Raw genomic sequence first — 22,720 nt, 5'->3', positions numbered from 1 at the left:
GAAAGTCGATTTGCCCCCGTGTTTCGAAGGCCCCGCAGCTCCGTGTTCCCGAAAACCCCGCAGTTCCATAGCCCCTCGGTTTTTCGAGGCTCGCTTTCTATCGCTTCTCTAGCCGTTCTCTATCCGTTGGTTCTCTATCCTTATCGCCCTCGATTAAATCGTGGAATTTCCAGTAGTGAAAAACCAATTGCATCTTTGTTCCATCTGTTATAGCATAAATATAACAAAAAGAAAAGCATCGGATCGGAAGGCGGACCATGAACGATAAAGGCAAGGCGCCCGTACTGGCGGTGAAGGACGTGGTGAAGGCGTTCGGGTCGAAGCGCGCGGTCGACGGGGTGTCGCTCGAAGTCATGTCCGGCGACATCTTCGGCTTCGTGGGGCATAACGGCGCGGGCAAGACCACGCTCATCCGCGCCATCGTGGGCGTGACCGACTTCGACGAGGGCGACATCCGCATCGCCGGGCGCTCCGTGCGCACCGACGCGCTGGCTTGCAAGCAGGTCACGGCCTACGTGCCGGACAACCCCGACGTGTACGAGTTTCTCACCGGAATCCAGTACCTCGATTACATCGCGGACATCTTCGGGGTGGCCGCCGACGCGCGTCGCGCGAGCATACAGGCGCACGCCGACCGGCTGGGGCTGACATCGGCGCTCGGCGACCTGATCTCGTCGTACTCGCACGGCATGCGGCAGAAGCTCGTTCTCATCGGCGCGCTCGTGCACGAGCCTACGCTGCTCGTGCTGGACGAGCCGTTCGTGGGCCTGGATCCCGAGGCCGCGTTCCATGTGAAGGAGATGCTGCGCGAGCTGGCCGACCGCGGTTCGGCCGTGTTCTTCTCCAGCCACGTCCTGGAAGTGGTGGAGAAGCTGTGCGACAAGGTGGCCATCATCAAGCAAGGTCGGCTGCGCGCATGCGGCCCCACGGTCGACGTCGTGGGCGACGAAAGCCTGGAGGACGTGTTCCTGGACATGATCGACCGCGAGGCCGAAGCGGGCAAAGAGCCGGTGGCCGAGCGCGTTGCGGCCGGACGTGAGGGCGAAAGCCGCCGCGGCGGCCGGAAGACATAAAGGAGACCGTCATGCGTTCGTTCATCCTGCTGTTGAAGATACAGCTGCTCGGATTGTTCGGCATCAACAAGGCGCTGCACGCCGACGCCGCCAAGGCGAAGCGCACGCTGGCGCTGGCGGCTTTGGTCGTGGCGGCCATCGTGGCGGTGGCGGCCCTGTACAGCGTCGGCGTGGCCGAGGGAATGGCGCAGCTGGGCATGGTCGAGGCCATCCCGCTGGTGGCCGTGCTCGTGGGCGCCGTTGCCGGCGCGGTGGCGGCGTTTCTCAAAACGAACGGCGTGCTGTTCGCCTTCAAGGACTACGACCTGGTCATGTCGCTGCCGGTGCCCACGTTGTCCGTGGTGCTGTCGCGCATCGCGTCGCTGTACGCCATGAGCGTGGTGTTCGGGCTGCTGGTCATGGTGCCGGCGTTCGCGGTGTACGCGGCCCATGCGGGCGCGGGTGCGCTGTCCGTCGTGCTCATGGCGCTGTCCATCGTGCTGGCGCCGCTCGCCCCTTTGGCGGCGGCCATCGTGCTGGCGGCGCTCATCGCGGCGTTCTCCTCGCGCTTCCGGCACGCGAACATCGTCATGGTGGTGCTGTCGCTGGTTGCGGTGCTGGCCATCGTGGCAGGCTCGTTCGCGCTGTCGGGGCAGTCGGGCGACGAGGCTGCGCTCGCCGCCCTGGGTACGGAGGCGGTGGCGCAGATGGCCGGCTTTTTCCCGCCTGCCGCCTGGGCCGCCGAGGGTATCGCGTCCGGCGATATGCTGTCGTTCGCGCTGTTCGCGGGCGTGTCGTTGGTGGCGGGGGCCGTGCTGCTGGCGGTGCTGGTGCGCGTGTTCGTGCCGGTGAACTCGCTGCTCATGTCCTCGCGGCCGCACGGCTCGTTCTCGTTTGACGGTGCGGCGCGCGGCGCGCGCGGCCTACGGGCGCGAACGCCGTTCCGGGCGCTGGTGAGCAAGGAGCTGCGCCTGTTGGTGGCCACGCCCATCTACCTGCTGAACGGGTGCATGGGCTACGTGCTGGTTGTCGTGGCGTGCATCGCGGCCGTGGCGGCCCGCGTCATGGGGGTGTTGTCGCTCGACGCGCTGCCGGCCGAGTTCGCGCCTCTCGTCGGAGGCTTTCTGCCCTGGGTCGTCGCGTTCTGCGTGGGCATCTCGTCCACCACGGCGCCGTCGGTGTCGCTCGAGGGCTCCAGCCGCTGGGTCATGCTCACGGCGCCGGTCTCCGCTCGCACCATCCTGGGGGCGAAGGCTGCGGTCAACCTGTTGTTCGCGCTGCCCACGGTGGCGATCGGCGGCGTGGCGCTGTCGCTGGCGTTCTCGCTCGACGCCGTGTCGGTGGCGGCGATGTTCGTGGTGCCGCTGGGGTTGTCCCTGTTCGCCGCGTTCGTGGGTTTGGCGGTGGACGCGCGCCATCCGCGCTACGACTGGACGACGGTGTACGAGCCGGTGAAGCGCGGCATGCCGGTGATGGTGGCCATCATGGGAGGCATGGCGTGCACGGGCGCGGGCATCGCGGTCACGGCGCTGCTGGGCACGGCGGCCTCTCTCGTGGTGGCCGTGTCGATAGGGGCGGCGTCGGTGGCGCTGTTCCGGGTGACGACGAACGGGCGGCTGGTCGCGTAATGGTGGCGAGGCGGCGTGAGAGCGGGTGGCGGTTGAGATAGGATACGGAAAGGGTGGTATCATGAGCAGATACGAAGGAGCGATTTTGGAAGGCCCCAAGGGCGCGGCCGTGGCCGCGATCTTGGCGGCAGTTGTGGTGGCGTTGGCCATTGCGCAGTGGATCGTCCTTCCCGACCAGGTGGTCATGCATGTGGGCCTCACCGGGCAGGCGAACGGATACGCGCCTAAGTGGTTCCCCCTTGCGGCGTCGATCGGCATCGGACTGTTCGGAACGTGCTGGTTCGCGGTCACGCGTGCGAAGGTGGGGCTGCTGCTGGGCGCCATCGGCGCCGCGGTGGGCGCGCTGGCGCTCGTTATGACGGGATTGTTCTCGTAGGGAAGAGAAGCTTATGATAATCCGCATCGAACAAAAGGCCGACGAGCCGCTGTACCTGCAGATGCGCAATCAGATTATCGCGGCCATCGCGCGGGGCGAGCTGGTGCCGGGGCAGGCGCTGCCCAGCGTGCGCTCGCTGGCGAGCGACCTCGGCATCAACCTGCACACCGTGAACAAGGCCTACGCCGTGCTGCGCGACGAGGGCTACGTGCTCATGCGCGGCCGCTCGGGCGCCTACATCGCCGACCCCTGCGAAGAGGATCGCGCCGATCGCGCGCGCATCGAGCTGGGCAAGATGGAGAACGAGCTGTTCGAGTTGGCCTTGGCGCACCGTGCGCGCGGCGGCAGCTGGGGGCAGTTTCTGGAATGCGCCCAGGCCCAAGCCGCGCGCGCCTACGGTGCGGGCGAGCGGACCGACGCCGACGCGGCTTCGCCGGCATCACAGGCCAATCGATCCATTGGCACGACAATGCTCCCCGCCGCAGCCGATTTCGCCCCCGCCTGCGGAAAGGACGCGTGACGCGCCGTGGAGGGAAACGCAACGGAGTTCGCCACGGCGATGCTCGCCCTGACCGTCCTGCTGGTGCCGATCGTGGGCATCATGACCGTCGTGACGCCGTTCCTCATGCGACGCGGCGAGGTGTTCGCCGTCACCGTGCCCGACGCCGCCGCGCACGATCCCTACCTGCGCGTGCTCAAGCTGCGCTATGCGCTGATCATGGGCGCGCTCACGGCGGCGCTCACGGCTGCAGGCACCTTCGGCGCGTTCACGGGGAACGCCGGCGTGGCTTTGGCCGTGCTCTGCGTGGGCACGCTGCTGATCTGCGGCATGAGCTACGGGCTCATGTTGTACTTCCGCTCGAAAGTGCGGACGTACAAGAAAGAGAGGGGTTGGCAGGCCGCGGCGCAGGAGACCGTTGCCGTGGTGGGCGACGCGCCCGTGCCGCGCGCCGTGCCGCTCAAGTGGAACCTGCTGTACCTGCCCGTCGTCGCTTTGACGTTGGCCATCGGCATCGTGGGGTACGCCCAGATGCCCGATCTTATCCCGCAGCACATGAACTTCCAGGGCGAGGTGACGGAGTACATGGAGAAAACCCCGCTCACCGTGCTGGCTCCCGTGCTCATCGTGGCGTTCATGGCGGCGTGCATGGTGTTCTCGCACTGGACCATCCTGCGGTCGAAGAAGCCGTCGAACCCGAACGCGCCGGCCACGTCGGCGCTGGCCTACGGCATGTTCGCGCGCGCCCAGAGCATACTGCTGGTGGCGGGCGGCCTGGCCCTCAGCCTGCTGGGGCCGGTGATGGAGCTGGCGTTCATCGGCGTGATAGGCTTGGGGCAGGCGGGCGTGTTCGTGGTGGCGTTGGCGCTGGTGATGGTGGTGGGCTCGCTGGCCATCAGCCTGGTGTACGGCCAGGGCGGCGCCCGCGTGTTCGCGCGCATGAGCGCCTCCGACAAACTGCTGGCCGACGACGACGAGCATTGGAAGCTGGGCGTGTTCTACTTCAATCCCGACGACCCCAGCCTGTTCTTGCCCGAGCGCTTCGGCATCGGCTGGACCATGAACTGGGCCCGCCCCGCCGTGTGGGCCATCATGGCGGGCGGCTTCGCGCTGACGGTGGCGTTCATGGTGGCCGTGATGACGATCATGCAATAGGGGGGCGTTCGGGGCCGGCTCGTCGGGCGCACGCTGCGCGCGATTCGTGTATAGTGGGGGACAATGGTAGAGGGGAGGGATACCATTGGAAACCGCTTACTTGAAAGAGTACCTGGCGTTCTCGCGCACGCTCAACTACGCCCAGGCGTCTGCGGAGCTGTTCGTTTCGCAGCCCACGTTGCGCGCTCATATCCACGCGCTCGAAGACGAGGTGGGCGCGCCGCTCACCGTGAAGCGCGGCGGGGCGCTGGAGCTGTCGCCCACGGGCAAGCTGTTCCTGAAGAAGGCGCGCGCCATCGTGAAGGTGGTGGACGAGAGCGTGGAGGAGTGCCGCGCGTTCGCCGCCGAGTCTTCGTCGCTCGTGGTGGGCACGTTGGACTACCCGCCGTTCGAGGATCTGCTGCTGGGCTCCATAGCCGCCTTCAAGGAAGAATGTCCCGACAAGCATATCGAGATACTGTTCGCTTCGGGCACGTACGCGAACGTCGAGTCGGTGCAGGCAGGCAAAGTGGATCTGTCCCTGTTCGCCCATCTGCGCAACCGAGGGTGCACGGACGCCGTCGAGCCGCTTTCGCTGCCCGAGGGGGTGTCGAGTTTCTATCTTGAAACGGGCGAGTGCCTGTTTTGGATGAACCGCACGTGCCCCCTGTTCGAGAAGGAGCGCATTTCCGCAGCCGACCTCGAGGGATACACGCTGCTGCTGGGGAATTCGCGGAACATGGTATGCGCGGGCGAGACGGTGTCGGATTACTTCGCCGCCGTCGGCGTGGCGGTGGAGCCGGACAATCAGCCGTGCGCGAACTACCTGGACCTGTACCTGTCCGGACTGGGCGAGACGTTCGGCGTGGCGTTGGCGGGATCGCGCTCGGGGTTGAGATCGAGCCCGGACATCAGGATATTCGGGGTCGAGGACTTCTCCATTCCCTGCGAGCTGCACGTGCTGTGCGATCCCGAGCGCCTCGACGCGTGCGGCTCCGCGTTCTTGGAGCGTTTGAAGGCGGCGGCGCTCGCGCGGTAGTTTCGGTTCCAGGCGCGCCGCACGGCCTGCGCGCCGTTCTGCCGCTCACGTGCCGATCTCGCGCGCCACGCGCGTTCAAGACCCTTCGAACAACGCGGCGCCCCGCGAGGGGAATCTCGCGGGGCGCCGTCCGCGCCGAAGGGAGGGAGGGCGCGGTTTGCGGAAGGTCTAGGCTTCGTCGATGATGCTGCCGGCCGCCATGTAGCCGCCCACGAACGACAGGCCCACGTCGCCGTAGATGCCGTTGAACGGCTTGCCGGCGATGTTGTTCTCGCCGTTGGAGCCGCCCGCGGTGTGCCAACCGGCGTACAGGCCGGGTATGACCGCGCCTTCCGTGTCCACCACCTGCATCTTCGGATTGATGCGCAGGCCGCACTTCGTGGCGAACAGGTTGCCGCCGATCTTCGCGCCGTAGTACGGCGGGTCGCCGATGGGGATGAGCCACTCGGGATCGTACTTGTACGTGGGCACGGTGTCCTCGCCGGCTTCGCAGGCTTTGTTCCAATCCTCCACGGCCTTCACCAGCACGCCCTCGCGCAGGCCGAGTTCCTTTTCCAGCTCCTCGATGGTGTCGCACTCCTTCACGGCGCCCGCGTCCACCATGATCTGGAACGCGTTGCGCCAGTCGCGCTGCCACTCGGGCACGCGGTCGATGAGCGGGTCGTCGTCGGGGATGACCTTGCCCACGCGGCAGACGGACTGCTTGAAGTAGTTGTCGCCCACCAGCTGCTCGAACTTCGAGTCGAAGCACACGTAGGCGCGCCCGCCCGGTTGGCTCATCTCCACGGCGCCTTGGTCGGTGAGCGCCGTGACCATGGAGTCGGGGTCGGTGTTCTGGAAGGGGTAGGACGATCCGCCGGTGCTCAGGTACGGCACGCGCTGCCCCATGCGGTTGATGAGCAGCCAAGGCTGGCGCACCGCCTGGTTGCCGTCCTTGTTGACGTGGGCGTTCATGGTGGTGGCGAACTCGTCGTAAGGCTCCCACTCCACGCTGCCGTCGAAGCAGGCGACCGAGTTGTAGCCGGAAAGGTCGGCGCCCGCTCCCAGGCCCATGCGGATGCACGCGCCGTCGTTGTACGGCGGGGTGGCAACGTTCACGATGCCGCGCAGGCAGGTAGGCGTGTACTTGCTCAGCATGGCGCGGTTCATCTCGAAGCCGCCGGCCGTGAGGAGCACGCCCTTCTTCCCGTGGTAGAACTTCTCGCCGTCGGGTGTTTTCGCCTTGATGCCCACCACGGCGCCGTTGTCCATGACAAGGGCGAGCGCCTCGGTGCTCGTGTGGATGTCCACGCCGTGCTTCTTGGCCGTTTCGGTCATCATCTCGAAGGGGAAGTGGTTGATCTCGATGGAGTTCTTCGCCGTAATCTGGCCGTCCCAGTACAGGCTCTTCATGCCGGCGGGGCCTTTGCTCGACGGCGCCCAGGGGACTTCGAGGGCGTCGGCCATCCAATCGATGCACAGCGGGCCCTCCACCGCCATGGCGTACAGCAGCTCCGGGTCAACCGTCATCTGCTGCAGGTCGTTCACGTACGCGACCACTTTGTTCGGGTCGTAGGGGTAGCTGGGGTAGGCCCATTCCACCTCGTTGGCCATGCGGTGCCCGCCGAAGTTGACGAACATGCCGCCGTACGACGAGGTGCCGCCGGTCTTCTCGTTCTTCTCCAGCATGACGACCTTGTTGCCCGCGTCCGCCAGGCGCACCGAGCCGGTGATGCCGCCGCCGCCCGATCCCACGACGACGACGTCGGCTTCGAAGTCCCACGATGCCGGCGGCTCGACGGGCTCGATGGGCGCCGCAGCCGCTTCGAACGCCGCCATGGCCTTGTCGCCCGAGCCCTTCTCCGAGGCTGCTTGCGACGGCGCGCATGCGGCGAGCGCGCCGCCCGCCGCCGTGGCGATGCCCGCTGTGGCGGCTGCCTTGAAGAAGCTGCGCCGGCTGAGCGCGTGCCTTCCCGTGGCCTTGGCGTCTTCGCCTGGGAGCCCTCGCTTTGCTTCGTCTTTCATGATTCCCTCCTTGTTCGAACGATCCCCTCCTCGGGACGCCTTCATTGTAGGTGCGCCGCGCCGGTGGTTTGAGGAGGGAAAACGGCACGTCGGAACGATGTCGCGCAAGGCGGGAGGAAGTTCGACGGCGTACGAAGGGAAAACCGCGGCGGACGCGGAAAACCTTTCGCGCGTGTCGGGCACGCATCTGGCGCGTGGCGGGCGCTCGCCAGCAGCGTGTTCGGCCGCACCGCTCACCGCGCCCGCTTTTTCGGCATTTGTGGGCGAGGCGCTTTGCTCGGCATGCCGCAATACGGCACAAAAACCGAGTTCAGGGAATATTCGAGACCCATTCCGGTGCCCTTCGTCGGGCATTCGAAAGAAAACCGCAGGTCGCAATTCCCGAGCTTGACGCGGAAGCGTTACGCACCCTATCGAGGATTCCCTGAACTCGGTTTTTGTGCCGAATCGGGGGCTTCCCGCCGTTGAACCGCCATTGACATTCCCTCGTTCGAGGCTGCGCAGCGCCAGATCGCCGTCAGGCGCTGCGCACGGGCGTGTCAATTATGGATTAACAGCGGAAGCTGCCCCGCGCCGGCAAATCGAAGCGCTACCGGCGTTCGGACCTGCTGCACCATGGCGATGCTAGGCGACCACGTTGCGGCATGTCGATCCCGGCTTGCGGCGGAAAAGCGCCGTTTCGTCGAAGCCGTGCGAGATCGAGCGGTGAACGCCCGATCCGGTAGCGCGACGTTCGGCGTCGATGGCTTCATTGCGTAAAGGGCGTGGTACTCTGGTGGGGGCGAATCGGGTGAGGTATGCTTCGACAAGGTTTTTGCTCAAGAGAAAGAAAGGCTCTTCATGGCGTTTCTGCTGGGATGCGAGAAGGTGCGGGTGGAATTCCCCACGAAGACGGTGTTCGACGGGATTTCTTTAGGCGTGGACGAGGGCGACCGCATCGGCATTGTGGGCCGCAACGGCGACGGCAAGTCCACGCTGCTGAACCTGCTGGCGGGCCAGCTGGAGCCCGACGAAGGGCGTGTGCTGAAGAACGGCTCGGTGCACGTGGGCGTGCTGGGGCAGGCCGACGCGCTTTCCGACGACGACACCGTGGAGCGCGCCGTGGTGGGCGACCTGCCGGAGTACGAGTGGGCGAGCGACGCCCGCATCCGCGACGTCATCGCGGGGCTGGCCTCCGACATCCCTTGGAACGCGCGGGTGGGCACGCTGTCGGGCGGGCAGCGACGGCGGGTTGACCTCGTGCGGCTGCTCATCGGCGACTGGGACGTGCTCGCGCTCGACGAGCCCACGAACCACTTGGACGTGCGCGCCATCACGTGGCTGGCCGGGCACCTGAAGACGCGCTGGAAGCAGGGAGCGGGCGCGCTTTTGGTGGTCACGCATGACCGTTGGTTCCTCGACGAGGTTTGCACGCGCATGTGGGAGGTGCACGACCGTGAGGTCGACCCGTTCGAAGGCGGCTTCTCGGCCTACATCATGCAGCGCGTGGAGCGCGACCGCCTGGCCGCGCTGGCCGAGCAGAAACGCCAGAACGAGCTGCGTCGCGAGCTGGCGTGGCTCTCGCGCGGAGCGCGGGCTCGCGCGACGAAGCCGAAGTTCCACGTGGCCGCCGCCCAAGAGCTCATCGCCGACGTGCCGCCCCTGCGCGACGAGCTGGAGCTCAAGCGCATGGCCATGGCGCGACTGGGCAAGCAGGTGGTGGACTTGGAGCGCGTAACCGTGCGCTTCGACAACGCGGACGGTTCCAGCCGCACGGTGTTGGACGACGTGGACTGGATCATCGGCCCTGGCGACCGCTACGGCATCGTCGGCGAGAACGGCGCGGGCAAAACCACGCTCTTGCGCGTGATCCAGGGCTTGCAGAAGCCCACGTCGGGCCTGGTGAAGATAGGGAAAACGGTGCGTTTCGCCGTGCTGTCGCAGCATTTGGACGACCTTGCGCGCTTCGGCGACGACCGCGTGCGGCAGGTGGTGGGCCGCTACAGCCGCCGCACCATGCTCGACGGCAAGGAGATGACGCCGGGGCAGCTGCTGGAGAAGCTGGGCTTCACGCGCGCCGATCTGAACGAGCCGGTATGCGACCTGTCGGGCGGCCAGAAGCGCAGATTGGCGCTCATGCTGATTTTGCTGGACGAGCCGAACGTGCTGGTCCTCGACGAGCCGGGCAACGACTTGGACACCGACATGCTGGCCTCGGTGGAGGACCTGCTTGACGGCTGGCCCGGCACGCTGCTTTTGGTGACGCACGATCGCTACCTCATGGAGCGCGTGACCGACCATCAGTTCGCCCTGCTGGATGGGCGGATTCGCCACCTCCCCGGTGGCGTCGACGAGTATCTGAGGCTGACGGAGGCGCGGGATTCGACCCGTCCCGGCGAAGGGGCGGGCGCCGCCCAGTCGCTCAAACAGTCCTCGCAGGGCTGCGGAACTCGCTTTGTGGACGCCGCCCGCCCCTTCGCCTCTTCGGGCGCGACCGAAGCTGGATCGCACGATGCCGCGAGCGGGGCCGGGGAGCGGCTTTCCGGCGGTGAGATACGCACGCTGCGCAAGCTCATGCAGTCGAACGAGCGCAAAACGGAAACGCTCAACGCCAAGATCGACGACGTGCGTGCGCAGATGGCCGCCGCCGACCCGAGCGACTTCACCGCTCTCGGCGACTTCCAAACGCAGATCGACGACCTGCAGGCTCAGGTGGACGCCCTCGAGGAAGAGTGGCTCGAAGCCGCCGAGAAGCTGGGGGAGTAGCGCGTTCCCCTATTTCCAGGTCGACCTGTTCTGCGTTGCGCTTGGCGGGCGAGGGGTTTCCGTTGCGGAAGGCCGAGGCTCTTTTGACGCGGCGGCCTGAGTTGGCGTCTGGTCCGGCTGCCCGTCGGCTTGCTGCTCGGGGCCGCGCGCCCCAGGATCGTCCTTTGCGCAATTCTGCGCGTACTTCATCCACGCGTCTTCTTGGCGCGCCTCGGCGATCCAATCGTCTTGCGACTTGAACAGCACGCTGCCCGCTAGGCACACGATGCCGCACAGGATGCCGCCCACCACGAACGCTATCCAGCTGACGGCGAAGCCGCCCTGGCCGCTGCGAACGGCCTCCTTGAGCGCAGATTTGTCCATGCCGTCCCAGCCGTCGACCTGGTCGAACAGCGGAACGAAGCCCCATACCAGGAACACGATCACCGCCAACAGCATGATGATGCCGCACGCCACGCCCATGATGGACTCGGCCCGCACCTGCTCGGGCGACTTCACGTTCGCGGTGGACGGCAAGTCGGCGCCCAGCTCGCGGCGATGGCCGATGTAGGTGAGCTCGGACAGGTCGTATTTCGACTTCTGCAGGCACGCCCACATGATGGTGCCGACGCCCAGGGCGATGATGAGCATGAAGGAAAGCAACAGGAAATCTTCCAAGCGCACACCGCCCACCACGGCGTTTCCGTCATCCGGGGACATGCCCACCAGAAAGATCACCGCTAACAGGATAAGGCCCACGCCGCCCGCCACCAAAAGGGGGAAGCGACGGCTGAAACGGTCGAGCACGTCATCGCGGTAGCGCGGCTCGATGGAAGGGTTGCGGCGTTTGAATTCGCCGTGGCTGAGCGCGCCCATGATGAGGATCATCGCGCCCACCACCACGAACGCCAGGAACACGGCCGCTTCGAAGTTCTCACCGAACACCCCGACGGCGTCGAGGGCCCCTTGCACGCCCACACCAACGAGGATGAAGGCCACGCCCGCCACCATGGACAGGTCGAAGCGGTTCATATGGCGGTCGTAGCGCTCGGTATCGTTGTCGTTCGTCACCTGCACGCTGCCGCGCATGAGGTCGTCCAGGTTCGTGCGGAACAGGTCGCACAGCGTCAGCAGCTTGTCCATCTCGGGGTAGTTGGTGCCGGCCTCCCACTTGGACACGGTTTGGCGCGAAACGCCCAGCTGCTCGGCAAGGCTCTCCTGCGTGACGCCGTAGTGCTGGCGCAGGTAAACGAGGTTGTCGGCGAAGCTCATCGGAAATCCTTTCGTTTCGTGAATGCATCATACCCGAAAGTCGCGCGGCGCCTCGTGGAAGCTGTCGGCCCGCGGTGCCGGACGCGACGCGTCTTTCGCGGCTCCTATCATGCGATTGCGGGCCCGCACGCTCCACCAAGCTGGTGTTGCGTTTTGCATTTTTCCGCGCACGCTCAGGTTGCGGAAGCTGTGACCGGGGGTTTTGCAAAGGCGATCAGCCGAGAACCCGTGCGATCTCCATGGTGTTCGCATGCGCCTTTTGATAAGGTGTGCGATGTCGGGCACCGAAAGGAGCCGCTTTATGGAAGAGCCGGGCATCGAGCGCATTCGCAATTTCAGGCTGCAAGCGCATCACCTGGACGCGTGGTACGGCGAAGCCGACGCGCTCGCCGTCGCAGGCGCGTGCGGCATGCAGAACACCCCGCCGGGCGCATGGGAGGCCGCGCTGCGCAACCGCGTTCCCGCATTCGATGCAAAGGACATGGAGCGCTTGCTGTACAAGGAGCGCTCGCTCGTGCAGGCGTGGAGCTTCCGCGGCGCGCCGGTGGTGTTCCCTGCGGCGGATGCCGCCGCGTTCCTGTCCGCGTTGGTTCCGCAGGGCGACGAACCGTGGATCTACACGAAGGGCATCGGCCTGGCGCTCGATTTTCTGGACATGGGGTTCGACGAGGTGCTCGCCCTGCTCGAGCGCGTCATGCCGAAGCTGGACGGCGAGGTGATCGTCGGCAAGACCGCGCTCGACCAAACGCTGGCCGACTGGATCGAGCCGCTGCTTCCCGCGAGCAAGCGGGGGCCTTGGCGCGCGCCGTCGATGTACGGGAGCCCCGACAAGCAGACGGTGGGCGGCGCGGCCGTGTCCTTCCTGCTGCGCCCCTGTTCGTTCGAGGGCTTGGTGGCGTTCGGCGAGCGCGACGGCGCGAGCCCTACGTTCACGTCGCTGCGCGCGTGGCTCGGCCGCCCGCCGGAGTTCGACGCGGACGCGCCGAAGAAGCTCGTGCGGAAGTTCCTGCACTGCTACGGCCCTTCGACGCCCGACCGGCTCGTCAGCTGGCTGGGGTGCTCCGGCAAGCAGGCGCGCCGCCTGTGGAGCGCCGCCGCCGACGAGATGGAGCCGGTGACGCACGAAGGCAAGCGGGCGTACGTGCTGGCCGCCGACAAGGAGCGCCTGCTCTCTCCGGAGCCCCTCGAGCGCGAGCTGCTGCTGTTGTCGGCGCACGACCCCTACCTCGACCAGCGCGACCGCACCGTCCTCCAAGCGGACAAGGCGTTGCAGCGCCGGATATGGCGCACCGTGGCCAATCCGGGCGCCGTCGTGCGTCGCGGCGAAGTGGTGGGCACGTGGACCGGCAAGAAGAAGGGCGGCGGCTTGGAGGTTGCGGCGAGCCTGTGGACCGATGCCGTCGACGCGCGGGAGCTGCGCGATCTCACCGAAGCGCACGCCGCCTTCCGCGGGCAAAAACTGGCGGGCTTCGAGGTGTCGAAAGAAGCTTGAAGCTGCGCGGTGCGAAAGAAGCAAGATTGTATGTCCATCATCCTGCGGCTTAGCCTGCGGAATCGTTCGACATCGCGGATGCCCGTTGTAAACCAAACGTGATATAAGCCCGTTTGGAACAGCATAGTGCCCGATCGCATCAGGCGCTATGCGGAGGCATGCCAACCTTGGTTTGACGGCGCCTGCGGATGCGCGTGCAAAAAAAATCGAAGCTGTGATGGCTCGTAAGGGTTTTTTAGAGACTTGCCAAAAAGCCGAACTGGGCAAATACCCGCAAACTTTTCGCAAAAGGCGAATTCGGAGCTTCCCGAGCCATCACAGATTCGAAAAAGTTGCACGAAGCAGGTCGAAAAACTATTCGGCTTGTCTCGGAAGTGTTGAGCCTTCGGCCCTGCCACGCCGTTAGATATCGGCATCGACCGAAACGCCTCATGCACCCTGATCGCGCGCCTGGCGAAGTTGTCGGCTTGTTCAAATTCCTGCAAAGTCTGGGTGAAGAAACGGTGCCGCGTCGCAGCGGGCCGTACAATGGCTTGAAAAGCGGAAACGACGCGGTGTTTTCCGGCTGCGTCCCAACACGGGAGGTTCCTGCATGATCAAGCTCATCGCCAGCGATATGGACGGCACGTTCCTCGATGGAAGCGAGTGCGTGCCCGACGGCGCCTTCGACCTTATCCTGCGCCTGCGCGAAGGAGGCGTGAGGTTCGCGGCCACGTCGGGGCGGCGTTTCGACACGCTGTGCGACCTGTTCGAGCCCGTGGTCGACTGCATGGACTTCGTGGCGTCGAACGGCGCGCAGGTCGTCGTGGAGGGCGAGCTGGTGGACTTGGAGGTGTTCTCGCACGCGGCCGTGAAGCGGCTGGCCCGCGTCGTGGACCTGTTCGACACCATGCACCTGGCGCTGTTCGACGAAACGCGCAGCTACCTGTTGGACGACGAGGCGCGTTTCGAGCGCGAGGTGGACAAGAACCTGCCGAATCCCGTGCGCGTGTTCGACGTTCCCTCGCCGCGGACGAGCATCCTGAAAGCATCCGTGTACTGCGACGAGGCCGTCATGGACATGGCCTACATCCTCACGCGCGAGCTGGACGACGACTTCGTGTTCGCGCCTTCGGGCCGCAAGTGGATCGACGTCATGCAGCGCGGCGTGAGCAAGGCCACCGGCGTGGGCCAGGTGCTGGACGCCCACGGCATCCGGCCTGAAGAGATGATGGCGTTCGGCGACTCCATGAACGACTACGAGATACTCCGTATGGCGGGAACGAGCGTGGCCATGGGCAACGCCCGCTCCGCCATCAAACAGATAGCCACGAAGGTCATCGGCACGAACGTCGAGAACAGCGTGCAGAACGAGCTGCGCAAGGTGTTGGAAACGCTCTAAGACAGAGTCCCGCCCAATGCCGGTTCTGCGGAGGCTCGAGCTTCGCCTCGCTTGCCCTCGTTTCGACGAGGGGCAAGCGAGGCGGCCGCGAGGGCGGCAAAGCCTACGATACCGTAGACGACGAGCGTCGGGCACGAAGCGTTCCACGCGCCGCCGTTCAGGTAGTACAGGCTGCGCACGCCGTCGGCCATCCAACGTTGGGGCACCCACGGGTAGAGCCAGTCCTGCCAGAATGTGGGCAAGAACTCGTAGGGAAGGTTGCCGGTGGCCAGGCCGCAGGCGAAGCAAGCGAGTATGGCCAACGCTCCCAGCGGAACGGCGACGTCGAGGCACCCCACGAAGAAGGCCATGAGACAGAAGCTGGCAAGCCAGAGGAACAGCCCCGTTCTCGCCACAGGGATATCGAGCCCCGCAATGCCTCCCACGAGGCCGGCGACGGCGAATCCCACACAGCACGACAGCAGCGCGGCCAGCGCGAGTTGCACCCCGGCCGTTTGCAGCCGGCGCGAGCGGGCCGTCCCGCGCTTCGCGCGCGTCGCGACGAACAGCGAGACCGAGCAGGCGACGGACAGGATGAATGTCGGAAGCACGGTGAACTGCACGAACATGGCCAGCGATCCGCCTCCGAGGCTGGGGGCGTTCAGCCGCTCGATGCGCGCGTCCAATCCCGCTTGCTCCGCCATGGCCTGGATAGCCGACTCGACGGAGGCGGCGGTCATGGGGTTCTTGCCCTCGTCGACGACGACGCGGATGGGCTCGGCTTGGTCTGCGGCGAGCTGCGGTGCTTGCGTCGTTTGAGCAACCCCGACCTGGGCGGCGTCGAGTTGCGCCACCTGGGACGAGCTTGCCTGCGCGGCGGCCAGCTGCGCCTGTGCCTGCGCGGCGGTATAGCCTTGCGGGATGATGACGGCGGCGTACAGTTCGTGGTCGGCGAGCGCGGCGTCCAATTCAGCTTGGCTGCCGTAGCGCGTCCACGATGCGGCGTCGCCGTCGAGGGACGTCCCCTCCGGCGCGCCCATCGCCGCATCGCCGTCGACGATGCGCTCGGCTATCAGGTTGCCCGCGTTCATCGTCCCCTGCGGCGTTTCGACGCCCTCGTCGAGCGACAGCACTCCCAGCGGCAGATCCTTCGGCTTCGCGTTCATCATGGGATAGACCACCAGCGTCATGGCCAGTCCCGCCGCCAGCAGCGCAGCGAACGGCATCAGCAGCCGCTTCCTTCCCAATTTCTCCATCATGGCAGCTCTCCAATCTCTTCAAAGAATGCAACGTACTGTTCAATTCGTATCTTATTGGACGTTATGTTGTATTAAAATGAGCAACGAAGGGTCTTTGTCCAATTACGCGGAAGGCACCCGTCCGGCAAGGGAGAAGTCGATGGCACGGCCGAAGTACCAAGAGGGGGAGCGCACGGCGCGCGAGCGCTTGGAGGACGCTTTCTGGGAATTGCTGGCTCAACATCCGGTGGGCGAGATCACCGTGGGCATGCTATGCGCGCAGGCCGGATGCAACCGGGGCACGTTCTACTACCATTTCGAGGGCATCGAGGACATGGCCGCGCGCGTGGCCGCCGAGAGCCTGCCAGACCAGATATCCGCGCTCGTCCGCGGCTACCTTGCGGACGGTTCGTCTCCAATCGGCTTCGACGATGCGGCGAGGTGCGACATCGAGCGGCTGTGCCTGTTGGTGGGCAGCCACGGCTCTTCCGAGCTCGCCCGCGCGGTGAAGGCCGCACTGGTGAAGTCGCGTCTCGATGACCTAGGGGTGGAATGGGACGAGTTGGATGCGCGGGCGCGCATCATTGTCGCGTTCATGGCGGACGGCATCCTCGGCGCGCTCGCGGGGCACGTCGAGGATGCTCGGGCGGGGGAGGAGCCGTACCTCGACACGGTGTTCGCCGTCGTGTTCGACACCTTCTCCAAACCGGCCCTCGACTATCTGAGGAAGAGTCTGCCCGAGAACGGGCGATGAGAACGGCTTGCGTTTTTAAGAGCTTTCTCCTATACTGTAGTACATGTAATACAGTATAGGAGGTGCATAGTGGAGTCGGTTTTGACCGTTCGCTTGGACGGCGCCGTCAAGGAACAAGCTACGGCGGTCATGCGAAAGCACGGCTATACGCCTTCTTCGGCCGTGCGCCGCTTGTTCGATTATACGGTGAAGCACGACAAACTTCCGTTCGACGAACGGGAAAAGCCCAGCAAAGAAGAAATCAAGCGGCGCATCGCCGCATTCGACGAATGCCACACCAAACGGCCTTCCGGCATGAGCGATGGCGAGATTCGCGAGGCTCGATTGAGGGATCGCTATGGACTTGATGCTTGACACCAACATTGTGATCGACCATATCGACCGCCGCGAGCCGTTCTATGAAATGTCGCGCAAAGTTTGCCTGCTGGGAGTGGCGGAAGAGGCTGGCGCGTACATCAGCGTCAACATGCTGGCGGACATCTACTACCTGCTGCGCAAAGACTACGGAAGCCAAGCCGCGCAAGACATGATCGAACACAACCTGTCCTTTCTACAGCTTGTCGGCATCACGCCCGAGGACGCTCAGCAAGCGCTCAAGGCGCGATGGAACGATTTCGAGGATTGCCTGGTGGCGCGGTGTGCCGAGAAGATTAAGGCCGACTATATCGTCACCAGAAACGTCAAGGACTTTCACGCATCGGCCGTCGAGGCCGTCACGCCCGAAGAGTTGTTCAGGAAGCTTGAGCGGCAAGGTATCGTGTACGAGGAAATCGACTGGTAGGTTCGTGCGGCAGGTGCTCGGTTGGACGGTTGCGGTTTCTATACCCCCGCGTGCCCCTCGCCGCTCACGCGGGCGGCCGGGTCGCCCAGCACGGCACGGTCGAGGTCTCCCACGGCGTTCGACGCGGTGACGCCGGCAACCATGGAGTCGCTCACGTTGAGGGCGGTGCGGCCCATGTCGATGAGCGGCTCGACGGAGGCCAAAAGCCCCACGATCTCTATGGGCAGCCCCATGGTGCCCAGCACGATGAGCGAGGCGAACGTCGCGCCGCCGCCCACGCCCGCCACGCCGAACGAGCTGATCACCACCACGGCCACGAGGCCGGCGACGAAGGCGGGCGAGAGCACGTCGATGCCCACCGTGGGCGCGATGATGGTGGCCAGCATGGCGGGGTAGATGCCCGCGCACCCGTTCTGCCCGATGGACATGCCGAAGCTGGCCGAGAAGTTCGCCGTGGCCTCGTCCACGCCCAGCGCGCGCGTTTGCGTCTCGATGTTCAGCGGCATGGCGCCTGCGCTCGTGCGCGCCACGAACGCGAAGCTGAGCACGGGGAACGCCTTCTTCAGGTACGTGAGCGGGTTCACGCGGTTTCCCAGCAGGATAAGGCAATGCACCGCGAACATGAACACGATGGCGCCGTAGGACACGGCGACGAACTTGCCCAGGTCGAGGATGGCGGCGTAGTCGCTCGTGGCCATGACGTGGGCGATGAGCGCCAGCACGCCGTAGGGCGTGAGCGCGAGCACCATGGACACGATGCGCATGACGATGCCGTACAGGCTGTCGATGAGCTGCTTGAAGAACGCGGCCTGCTCGGTTTCCTTATCGCGCAGCTTGAGGTAGGCCAGCCCCACGATGGCGGAGAAGATGACGACGGCGATGGTGGAGGTGGCGCGCGTGCCGGCCAGGTCGGCGAAGACGTTCGTGGGGATGAAGGAAAGCACTTCCTGCGGGAGCGTGAGGTCGGCCACTTGCTGCTGGCTGGTTTGCAGCGCGTCCAGCTTGGTGGCGTCCACGCTGCCGTCGGTGAAGCTGGCGCCCGCGAGCCCCGAGAACGCGACCGCCGCCCAGCCGGTGAGCGCGGCCACCGCCACGGTGCCCAGCAGCACGGCCAGCACGACGGCGCTGATGCGTCCCAGGTTCTCCGTGACCTTCGTGCGGGTGAACGCTCCCACGATGGCCACGAACACGAGCGGCATCACCAGCATCTTCAGAAGCGCGATGTAACCTTGGCCCACGATCGACATCCAATCGAGCGCTGTCGTGGCGGCGTCGCTTCCGCGCCCGAGCGCCAGCTGGATGCCGATCCCCAACACGATGCCCAGCCCCAGCGCCGTGAACACGCGCGGCGTGAAGCCCGCGCCCTTGGCCTTCATGAAGCGCAAGCCCGCGAGCAGGGCGGCGAACACGGCCAAGACGGCGAGGACGGGCAGGATGGATTCGAGGGACATGGCGGTTCTGGCTTTCTCGCGCACGGGGGCTTTCGGCTGATGCTGTCAGAACAGTATGCGGCCGCACCCGATGGATGCGGCCGTTGCCGAGGGATTTGTCTCTTGTCCGTTGACCGATGCCAACAGGGCTGCCACGCCTTTTGCGGTTCTCGTTCGGTTCTGTCGCCCGGTTGACGGCGGCGAGGCGGCGCGGTATGCTGGGCGCGTTTTCGTACACCCCTTTGGAGGACTCGTGATACTTTGCAGGGCTGCCGCTCCGCGCGTGATCGCCGATGAAGCATCGCACGGAGCAGGGACGAGCATAGTCGTCGGCATCGGGAGGCGCGCCGCCTAGGGCTTCGTCGTCGATGCCGGGATGCCGGAACCTCGAGCGCCGCGGATGGCTTCATCCGCGGCGCTTTTTCATGCGCGTCGGGACGGCCGTCCCGCGCGCTTTTCCGTTTCCGCATCCCGATCTTCCGAGGTGGACCTATGGCTTCTTCTTCATCGACCGTTTCGTTTTCCGAGGGGCCGCTGTTCCGGCAGCTGCTCTCGTTCGCGTTGCCGCTCATGGCGGTGAACCTTCTGCAGTACGTGTACCAAGCCGTCGACATGGTGGTGATCGGCCAGGTGGTAGGCGACGTGGGGCTCGTGTCCATGAGCAACGCGGTGAACGCCGTCTTCCTGGTGAACGCGTTCGTCATCGGGCTCACGGCCGGCGGCGGCGTGGTGGTGGCGCGGGCGGTGGGCGCGCGCGACCTGCCGGCGCAGCGGCGCGCCTTCGCGGCCACGCTCGCGGTGGCGTTGCTGGCGTCGGTGGGCATCGCGGCGGCTGGCGTGCTGCTGGCGCGGCCTGCGTTCGTGGCGAACGCGGTGCCCGCCGCCGCGCTCGAAGGCGCGGTGGCTTACACGACGGTGCTGTGCTGCGGCGCCGTCGGGCCGTTCCTGATGAATGCCGCCGCGGCGTTTCTGAAGGCGCAGGGCGACGCTTGGACGCCGCTTGTGTTGGTGGGGGCGGCGGCCTTCGTGAACGTGGCGCTCGATCTGGTGCTCGTGGGCCCGGCGGGCCTCGGCGTGCCGGGCGCCGCCGTGGCCACCGTGGCGGCGCAGGGGCTCTCCGCCGTGCTGGCGCTCGCGTTCGTGTGGCGGCGCTATCCCGAGGTGCGGCCTTTCGGGGGCAGCCCGCTTCGCGGCCGTGCGTTCGACTGGGTCGCCGATGTGGGCGCGGTCCTGCGCGTGGGCCTGCTCTCCGCCGTGCAGATGGCGGTGGTGAACCTGTCGTACGCGCTGGTCACCGGCTTGCTCAACCGCTACGGCACCGACGTGGCCGCAGCTGCCGGGGTGGGGCTGCAAATAAGCACCATCGCGGGGCTTCCGTGCTGGGCCATCGGGCAGGCCATCACCACGGCCGCCGCGCAGAACGTCGGGGCTGCCGAGCTTGCCCGCGCTCGCGACGTCGCGCGGCTGGGCGCACGGTTCAACATCGGCGTCACGTTGAGCATCCAGGTGCTCATCCAGCTGCTGGCGCCGGCCATCGTGACGCTGTACGGCCTTGGGCAGGGCGCGCCGTTCGACATCGCGGTGCTCTACCTGCGCATCACGTGCAGCGTGAACGGGCTGTTCTACGCCGCCATGTACAGCTTCGACTCGTTCGCGCTCGGCGCCGGCTCGCCGCGGCTCGTGCTGGCGAACTCGCTCATAGACGCGTTCGCCGTGCGCTTCGGCCTGGCGTTTCTGCTGAGCGGCGTGCTGGGCGTGGGCTACGTGGGCATCTTCGTCGCGCAGGCGGCCTCGCCCATCATTCCGGCGATCATCGGCGGCGCGTACGTGCGCCACTGGTCGCACTCGCGCGGGGTGGGGCGGGCGCGACGGGCTCGATCGAGCGTCGCTGGAGAGAGCATTGCTCGATAGCGAATCCCGGCCGTCCTTGCCGGCGAAGCCGAAAAGGACGGCCGGGGCGCGCCTTCGCACGAACGAGTCTCGCTCCTTGCCGCCGCTGCGACCCTGCTATGCCGTCGTCACCAGCTCGCTTGCGGGGATCCGCTCGACGGCGTGGCGGTCGGGGCTCTTCGGCTCGCAGGCGGCATGGCCCACGGCCAGGATGTTCACCGGCACGAGCGATTCCGGCAGATCGAATTCCGCGCGCACGACGGCTGGGTCGAAGTGGCATATCCACACGCTTCCCAAACCCAGGTCGGTGGCGGCCAGCATCATGTGGTCGGTGAGGATGGAGGCGTCGATGTCGACGGTGCGCATGCCGTCGATCGGGCGCTTCCATGTCCGCTCGCGGTCGGCGCACACGACGAACGCGAGCGGCGCGCCGTGCAGGTTGGCCGCCCGGCCCAGCTTCGCGAGCCCCTCCTCGCTGGACACTTGCACGATGCGGACCGGTTGGCGGTTCGCGGCGGTCGGCGCGACGCGGGCGGCTTCGACGATGGCGTCGATGCTTTCCCGCTCGACGGGTTCGGGTTGGTAGGCGCGGATCGAGCAGCGCTTTTTGGCAAGGTCGAGAAACGTCATGAGGTGCTCCTGTTCTCTTCGGTGGATAGGGCCGGCTTCGTTCGCAGCCTATGCTACTCGTCGGTATCTTTCAGGCAAGTAGGCACTTTTTTGGAATATACTATCTAAAAGGAAAGCAAGGGGGTCGGTTGCGCCCCGATCAACCGTGCCGCGTGCGGCTCCTGCATTGCGAACTGCCCGGCTGGCGTCCTCGCATGCGGAGGAAGGCGCTGACACGCGCGTTTGGAAGGCGGCCGAAAAGCCTCGTATTCGGAAGAAGGCGCGAATGCCTCGCGCATAGGGGAAGGAAGCCGTGCATGAAAACCTGTCCGAGCGCCTACCATTGCCCCGTCGAAGCCACCATCGACATCGTGGGCGGCAAGCACAAGGTGCTCATCCTGTGGCATCTGAGCAAGCACGGCGTGCTGCGGTTCGGCGAGCTGCAGCGCCTTATGACGCAGGCCACGCCCAAGATGCTCACCCAGCAGCTGCGCGAGCTCGAGGCCGACGGCATGGTACATCGCGAGCTGTACCACCAGGTGCCGCCCAAAACGGAGTACTCGCTCACCCAGCGCGGGAGCAGTTTCGTGCCCATCCTCAACGAGATGTGCGCGTGGGGGAAGGACGTGCTCGCCGAGGCGGGTGCGTCGGAGCCCTAGCGTGCGGCGCTTGCTCGGCGGCTGGCGGTTGCCGCCGATGGGCGCGGCAACGGCAGCGAGCAGCGTGCGTCGATGGCGAGCGACGTTGGCGGGCTCGCCGCCGTCCGCTACGCTTTCGGCTTCTTGCGCAGCTTGAGGTCGATGCCGCGTTCGGCGGCCAGGTCCTTGAGCGTGTCGGCTGCGAAGGCGGCGCGTTCCCTGAGCGGCACGGCGTCGTCGACGGCCACGGGCTCGATGCGCTCCATGGCGCGGCGCACGTCGTCGAGATCGAGCAGGTTCGCAGCTTGGCAGAACAGTGTCTTGCGTCGGCCGTCGTTGCAGCGGTCCAGCAGCAGCGCGAGGGCGGCGGCCTTCTCCCGCTGCTCGGCCCGATAGGCGTCCGGGCCGATGCGCTTCGCGCGCTCCAGGTTCTCAAGCTGGTTGAGATGGGTGACGAACAGGTCGTACGCGTCGATGCCGTCGTAGTGGCGGCAGGGGAACTCGGCGCACTGGTAGCAGTACTCGATACCCGTCCGCTCCCGCGCGCATCGCGCGATGGCGCAGCCCTGGTTGCCGGCGCCGCCCCCGCATCCGGGGCAGTAGCCTCCCACGCGCATCGAGCACAGCCCGCAGTTCAGCCCGCAGAGGGAGAGCAGGAGGTCGTCGCGCTCGAAGCCTTTCATGGAGCCGCCTTCCGTCGTCGCATGCGCGTTCAAAGGGGTGTCGGCTTGATTATGGCAGGGCGGTCTTCTGCGCACAGGCGGGCGATGGCGCGCGTGCGGCGTTTTCGGCGCACGGCC

20 protein-coding genes are annotated in these 22,720 nt (G+C 66.1%); 14 read left to right on the top strand and 6 right to left on the bottom strand.

The window, feature by feature from the left end; genetic code table 11:
- Positions 1-257: 257 nt before the first annotated feature.
- The 6 genes from C1878_RS09255 to C1878_RS09230 all read left to right on the top strand — a co-directional run bounded on the left by C1878_RS09255 (position 258) and on the right by C1878_RS09230 (position 5,728).
- Complete coding sequence (locus tag C1878_RS09255; protein ID WP_114601339.1) at positions 258-1,073, top strand: ABC transporter ATP-binding protein; 816 nt, start codon at positions 258-260, stop codon at positions 1,071-1,073.
- A gap of 11 nt (positions 1,074-1,084) precedes the next feature.
- The gene (locus tag C1878_RS09250) at positions 1,085-2,680 is read left to right on the top strand and encodes a hypothetical protein (RefSeq protein WP_114601338.1); all 1,596 of its coding nucleotides are present in this window, start codon (positions 1,085-1,087) and stop codon (positions 2,678-2,680) included.
- 61 nt (positions 2,681-2,741) lie between these two features.
- The gene (locus C1878_RS09245; protein ID WP_114601337.1) at positions 2,742-3,056 is read left to right on the top strand and encodes a DUF1648 domain-containing protein; all 315 of its coding nucleotides are present in this window, start codon (positions 2,742-2,744) and stop codon (positions 3,054-3,056) included.
- Between the two features lie 13 nt (positions 3,057-3,069).
- Positions 3,070-3,576: a GntR family transcriptional regulator gene (locus tag C1878_RS09240; protein ID WP_114601336.1), complete on the top strand. Its 507-nt coding sequence runs from the start codon at positions 3,070-3,072 to the stop codon at positions 3,574-3,576.
- A 6-nt stretch (positions 3,577-3,582) separates the two neighbouring features.
- Positions 3,583-4,710 carry a DUF1648 domain-containing protein gene (locus tag C1878_RS09235; protein ID WP_241963680.1) on the top strand — a complete coding sequence of 376 codons (1,128 nt, stop codon included), beginning with the start codon at positions 3,583-3,585 and terminating at the stop codon, positions 4,708-4,710.
- Positions 4,711-4,795: 85 nt separating this feature from the next.
- Positions 4,796-5,728 (top strand): LysR family transcriptional regulator, encoded by a 933-nt coding sequence (locus tag C1878_RS09230; protein WP_114601335.1) that lies wholly within the window; start codon positions 4,796-4,798, stop codon positions 5,726-5,728.
- Between the two features lie 168 nt (positions 5,729-5,896).
- Here C1878_RS09230 and C1878_RS09225 read toward each other — a convergent pair whose 3' ends face one another.
- Complete coding sequence (locus C1878_RS09225) at positions 5,897-7,732, bottom strand: FAD-binding protein (protein ID WP_158539778.1); 1,836 nt, start codon at positions 7,730-7,732, stop codon at positions 5,897-5,899.
- Positions 7,733-8,572: 840 nt separating this feature from the next.
- On the opposite strand from C1878_RS09225, the gene C1878_RS09220 reads away from it, so the two are divergent.
- Positions 8,573-10,477: an ABC-F family ATP-binding cassette domain-containing protein gene (locus tag C1878_RS09220; RefSeq protein ID WP_114601333.1), complete on the top strand. Its 1,905-nt coding sequence runs from the start codon at positions 8,573-8,575 to the stop codon at positions 10,475-10,477.
- Between the two features lie 9 nt (positions 10,478-10,486).
- Here C1878_RS09220 and C1878_RS09215 read toward each other — a convergent pair whose 3' ends face one another.
- Positions 10,487-11,728, bottom strand: a complete 1,242-nt coding sequence (locus C1878_RS09215) for a helix-turn-helix domain-containing protein (RefSeq protein ID WP_114601332.1) — start codon at positions 11,726-11,728, stop codon at positions 10,487-10,489.
- 301 nt (positions 11,729-12,029) lie between these two features.
- Between C1878_RS09215 and C1878_RS09210 the strand changes: the two genes are divergently transcribed.
- Entirely contained in the window at positions 12,030-13,220 is a 1,191-nt protein-coding gene (locus tag C1878_RS09210) for a winged helix DNA-binding domain-containing protein (protein WP_114601331.1), read from the top strand.
- 592 nt (positions 13,221-13,812) lie between these two features.
- The gene (locus tag C1878_RS09205; RefSeq protein WP_114601330.1) at positions 13,813-14,601 is read left to right on the top strand and encodes an HAD family hydrolase; all 789 of its coding nucleotides are present in this window, start codon (positions 13,813-13,815) and stop codon (positions 14,599-14,601) included.
- On the opposite strand, the gene C1878_RS09200 is transcribed toward C1878_RS09205, so the two are convergent.
- Positions 14,598-15,839 carry an ABC transporter permease gene (locus tag C1878_RS09200; protein WP_114601329.1) on the bottom strand — a complete coding sequence of 414 codons (1,242 nt, stop codon included), beginning with the start codon at positions 15,837-15,839 and terminating at the stop codon, positions 14,598-14,600. The two genes, C1878_RS09205 and C1878_RS09200, sit on opposite strands and share 4 nt — an antisense overlap.
- 139 nt (positions 15,840-15,978) lie before the next feature.
- Here C1878_RS09200 and C1878_RS09195 point away from each other — a divergent pair, with 139 nt between their 5' ends.
- From C1878_RS09195 to C1878_RS09185, 3 genes are all read left to right on the top strand, one after another.
- A complete protein-coding gene (locus tag C1878_RS09195) occupies positions 15,979-16,572 on the top strand; it encodes a TetR/AcrR family transcriptional regulator (protein ID WP_158539777.1) in 594 nt (197 codons plus the stop codon).
- A 69-nt stretch (positions 16,573-16,641) separates the two neighbouring features.
- Entirely contained in the window at positions 16,642-16,926 is a 285-nt protein-coding gene (locus tag C1878_RS09190; RefSeq protein ID WP_114601328.1) for a type II toxin-antitoxin system RelB/DinJ family antitoxin, read from the top strand.
- Positions 16,910-17,353 carry a PIN domain-containing protein gene (locus C1878_RS09185; protein ID WP_114601327.1) on the top strand — a complete coding sequence of 148 codons (444 nt, stop codon included), beginning with the start codon at positions 16,910-16,912 and terminating at the stop codon, positions 17,351-17,353. Before C1878_RS09190 ends, C1878_RS09185 begins: the two co-directional genes overlap by 17 nt.
- A 38-nt stretch (positions 17,354-17,391) precedes the next feature.
- Here the strand turns inward: C1878_RS09185 and C1878_RS09180 are convergent, their stop codons facing one another.
- Complete coding sequence (locus C1878_RS09180; RefSeq protein WP_114601326.1) at positions 17,392-18,804, bottom strand: L-cystine transporter; 1,413 nt, start codon at positions 18,802-18,804, stop codon at positions 17,392-17,394.
- A gap of 471 nt (positions 18,805-19,275) precedes the next feature.
- On the opposite strand from C1878_RS09180, the gene C1878_RS09175 reads away from it, so the two are divergent.
- Complete coding sequence (locus C1878_RS09175; RefSeq protein ID WP_114601325.1) at positions 19,276-20,694, top strand: MATE family efflux transporter; 1,419 nt, start codon at positions 19,276-19,278, stop codon at positions 20,692-20,694.
- A 96-nt stretch (positions 20,695-20,790) separates the two neighbouring features.
- On the opposite strand, the gene C1878_RS09170 is transcribed toward C1878_RS09175, so the two are convergent.
- Positions 20,791-21,303, bottom strand: coding sequence for a nitroreductase family protein (locus C1878_RS09170; RefSeq protein ID WP_114601324.1), 513 nt, complete (start codon positions 21,301-21,303; stop codon positions 20,791-20,793).
- 296 nt (positions 21,304-21,599) lie between these two features.
- On the opposite strand from C1878_RS09170, the gene C1878_RS09165 reads away from it, so the two are divergent.
- Entirely contained in the window at positions 21,600-21,941 is a 342-nt protein-coding gene (locus tag C1878_RS09165) for a helix-turn-helix domain-containing protein (RefSeq protein WP_114601323.1), read from the top strand.
- A 107-nt stretch (positions 21,942-22,048) separates the two neighbouring features.
- Here the strand turns inward: C1878_RS09165 and C1878_RS09160 are convergent, their stop codons facing one another.
- A complete protein-coding gene (locus C1878_RS09160) occupies positions 22,049-22,603 on the bottom strand; it encodes a DUF3795 domain-containing protein (protein ID WP_114601422.1) in 555 nt (184 codons plus the stop codon).
- Positions 22,604-22,720: the final 117 nt, after the last annotated feature.

It is taken from the genome of Gordonibacter sp. 28C, from assembly GCF_003339845.1.
Classification (GTDB): Bacteria; Actinomycetota; Coriobacteriia; order Coriobacteriales; family Eggerthellaceae; genus Gordonibacter.
The sequence above is the reverse complement of the archived record's forward strand: the minus strand, read 5'-3'. Positions and strand labels throughout refer to the sequence as shown.

Excerpts from the sequence above, each read along its gene's own strand:
- C1878_RS09255 (WP_114601339.1), top strand. The coding sequence starts at position 258 with ATGAACGATAAAGGCAAGGCGCCCGTACTGGCGGTGAAGGACGTGGTG.
- C1878_RS09250 (WP_114601338.1), top strand. The coding sequence starts at position 1,085 with ATGCGTTCGTTCATCCTGCTGTTGAAGATACAGCTGCTCGGATTGTTC.
- C1878_RS09245 (WP_114601337.1), top strand. The coding sequence starts at position 2,742 with ATGAGCAGATACGAAGGAGCGATTTTGGAAGGCCCCAAGGGCGCGGCC.
- C1878_RS09240 (WP_114601336.1), top strand. The coding sequence starts at position 3,070 with ATGATAATCCGCATCGAACAAAAGGCCGACGAGCCGCTGTACCTGCAG.
- C1878_RS09225 (WP_158539778.1), bottom strand. The coding sequence starts at position 7,732 with ATGAAAGACGAAGCAAAGCGAGGGCTCCCAGGCGAAGACGCCAAGGCC.
- C1878_RS09220 (WP_114601333.1), top strand. The coding sequence starts at position 8,573 with ATGGCGTTTCTGCTGGGATGCGAGAAGGTGCGGGTGGAATTCCCCACG.
- C1878_RS09215 (WP_114601332.1), bottom strand. The coding sequence starts at position 11,728 with ATGAGCTTCGCCGACAACCTCGTTTACCTGCGCCAGCACTACGGCGTC.
- C1878_RS09210 (WP_114601331.1), top strand. The coding sequence starts at position 12,030 with ATGGAAGAGCCGGGCATCGAGCGCATTCGCAATTTCAGGCTGCAAGCG.
- C1878_RS09205 (WP_114601330.1), top strand. The coding sequence starts at position 13,813 with ATGATCAAGCTCATCGCCAGCGATATGGACGGCACGTTCCTCGATGGA.
- C1878_RS09200 (WP_114601329.1), bottom strand. The coding sequence starts at position 15,839 with ATGATGGAGAAATTGGGAAGGAAGCGGCTGCTGATGCCGTTCGCTGCG.
- C1878_RS09195 (WP_158539777.1), top strand. The coding sequence starts at position 15,979 with ATGGCACGGCCGAAGTACCAAGAGGGGGAGCGCACGGCGCGCGAGCGC.
- C1878_RS09185 (WP_114601327.1), top strand. The coding sequence starts at position 16,910 with ATGGACTTGATGCTTGACACCAACATTGTGATCGACCATATCGACCGC.
- C1878_RS09180 (WP_114601326.1), bottom strand. The coding sequence starts at position 18,804 with ATGTCCCTCGAATCCATCCTGCCCGTCCTCGCCGTCTTGGCCGTGTTC.
- C1878_RS09175 (WP_114601325.1), top strand. The coding sequence starts at position 19,276 with ATGGCTTCTTCTTCATCGACCGTTTCGTTTTCCGAGGGGCCGCTGTTC.
- C1878_RS09170 (WP_114601324.1), bottom strand. The coding sequence starts at position 21,303 with ATGACGTTTCTCGACCTTGCCAAAAAGCGCTGCTCGATCCGCGCCTAC.
- C1878_RS09165 (WP_114601323.1), top strand. The coding sequence starts at position 21,600 with ATGAAAACCTGTCCGAGCGCCTACCATTGCCCCGTCGAAGCCACCATC.
- C1878_RS09160 (WP_114601422.1), bottom strand. The coding sequence starts at position 22,603 with ATGAAAGGCTTCGAGCGCGACGACCTCCTGCTCTCCCTCTGCGGGCTG.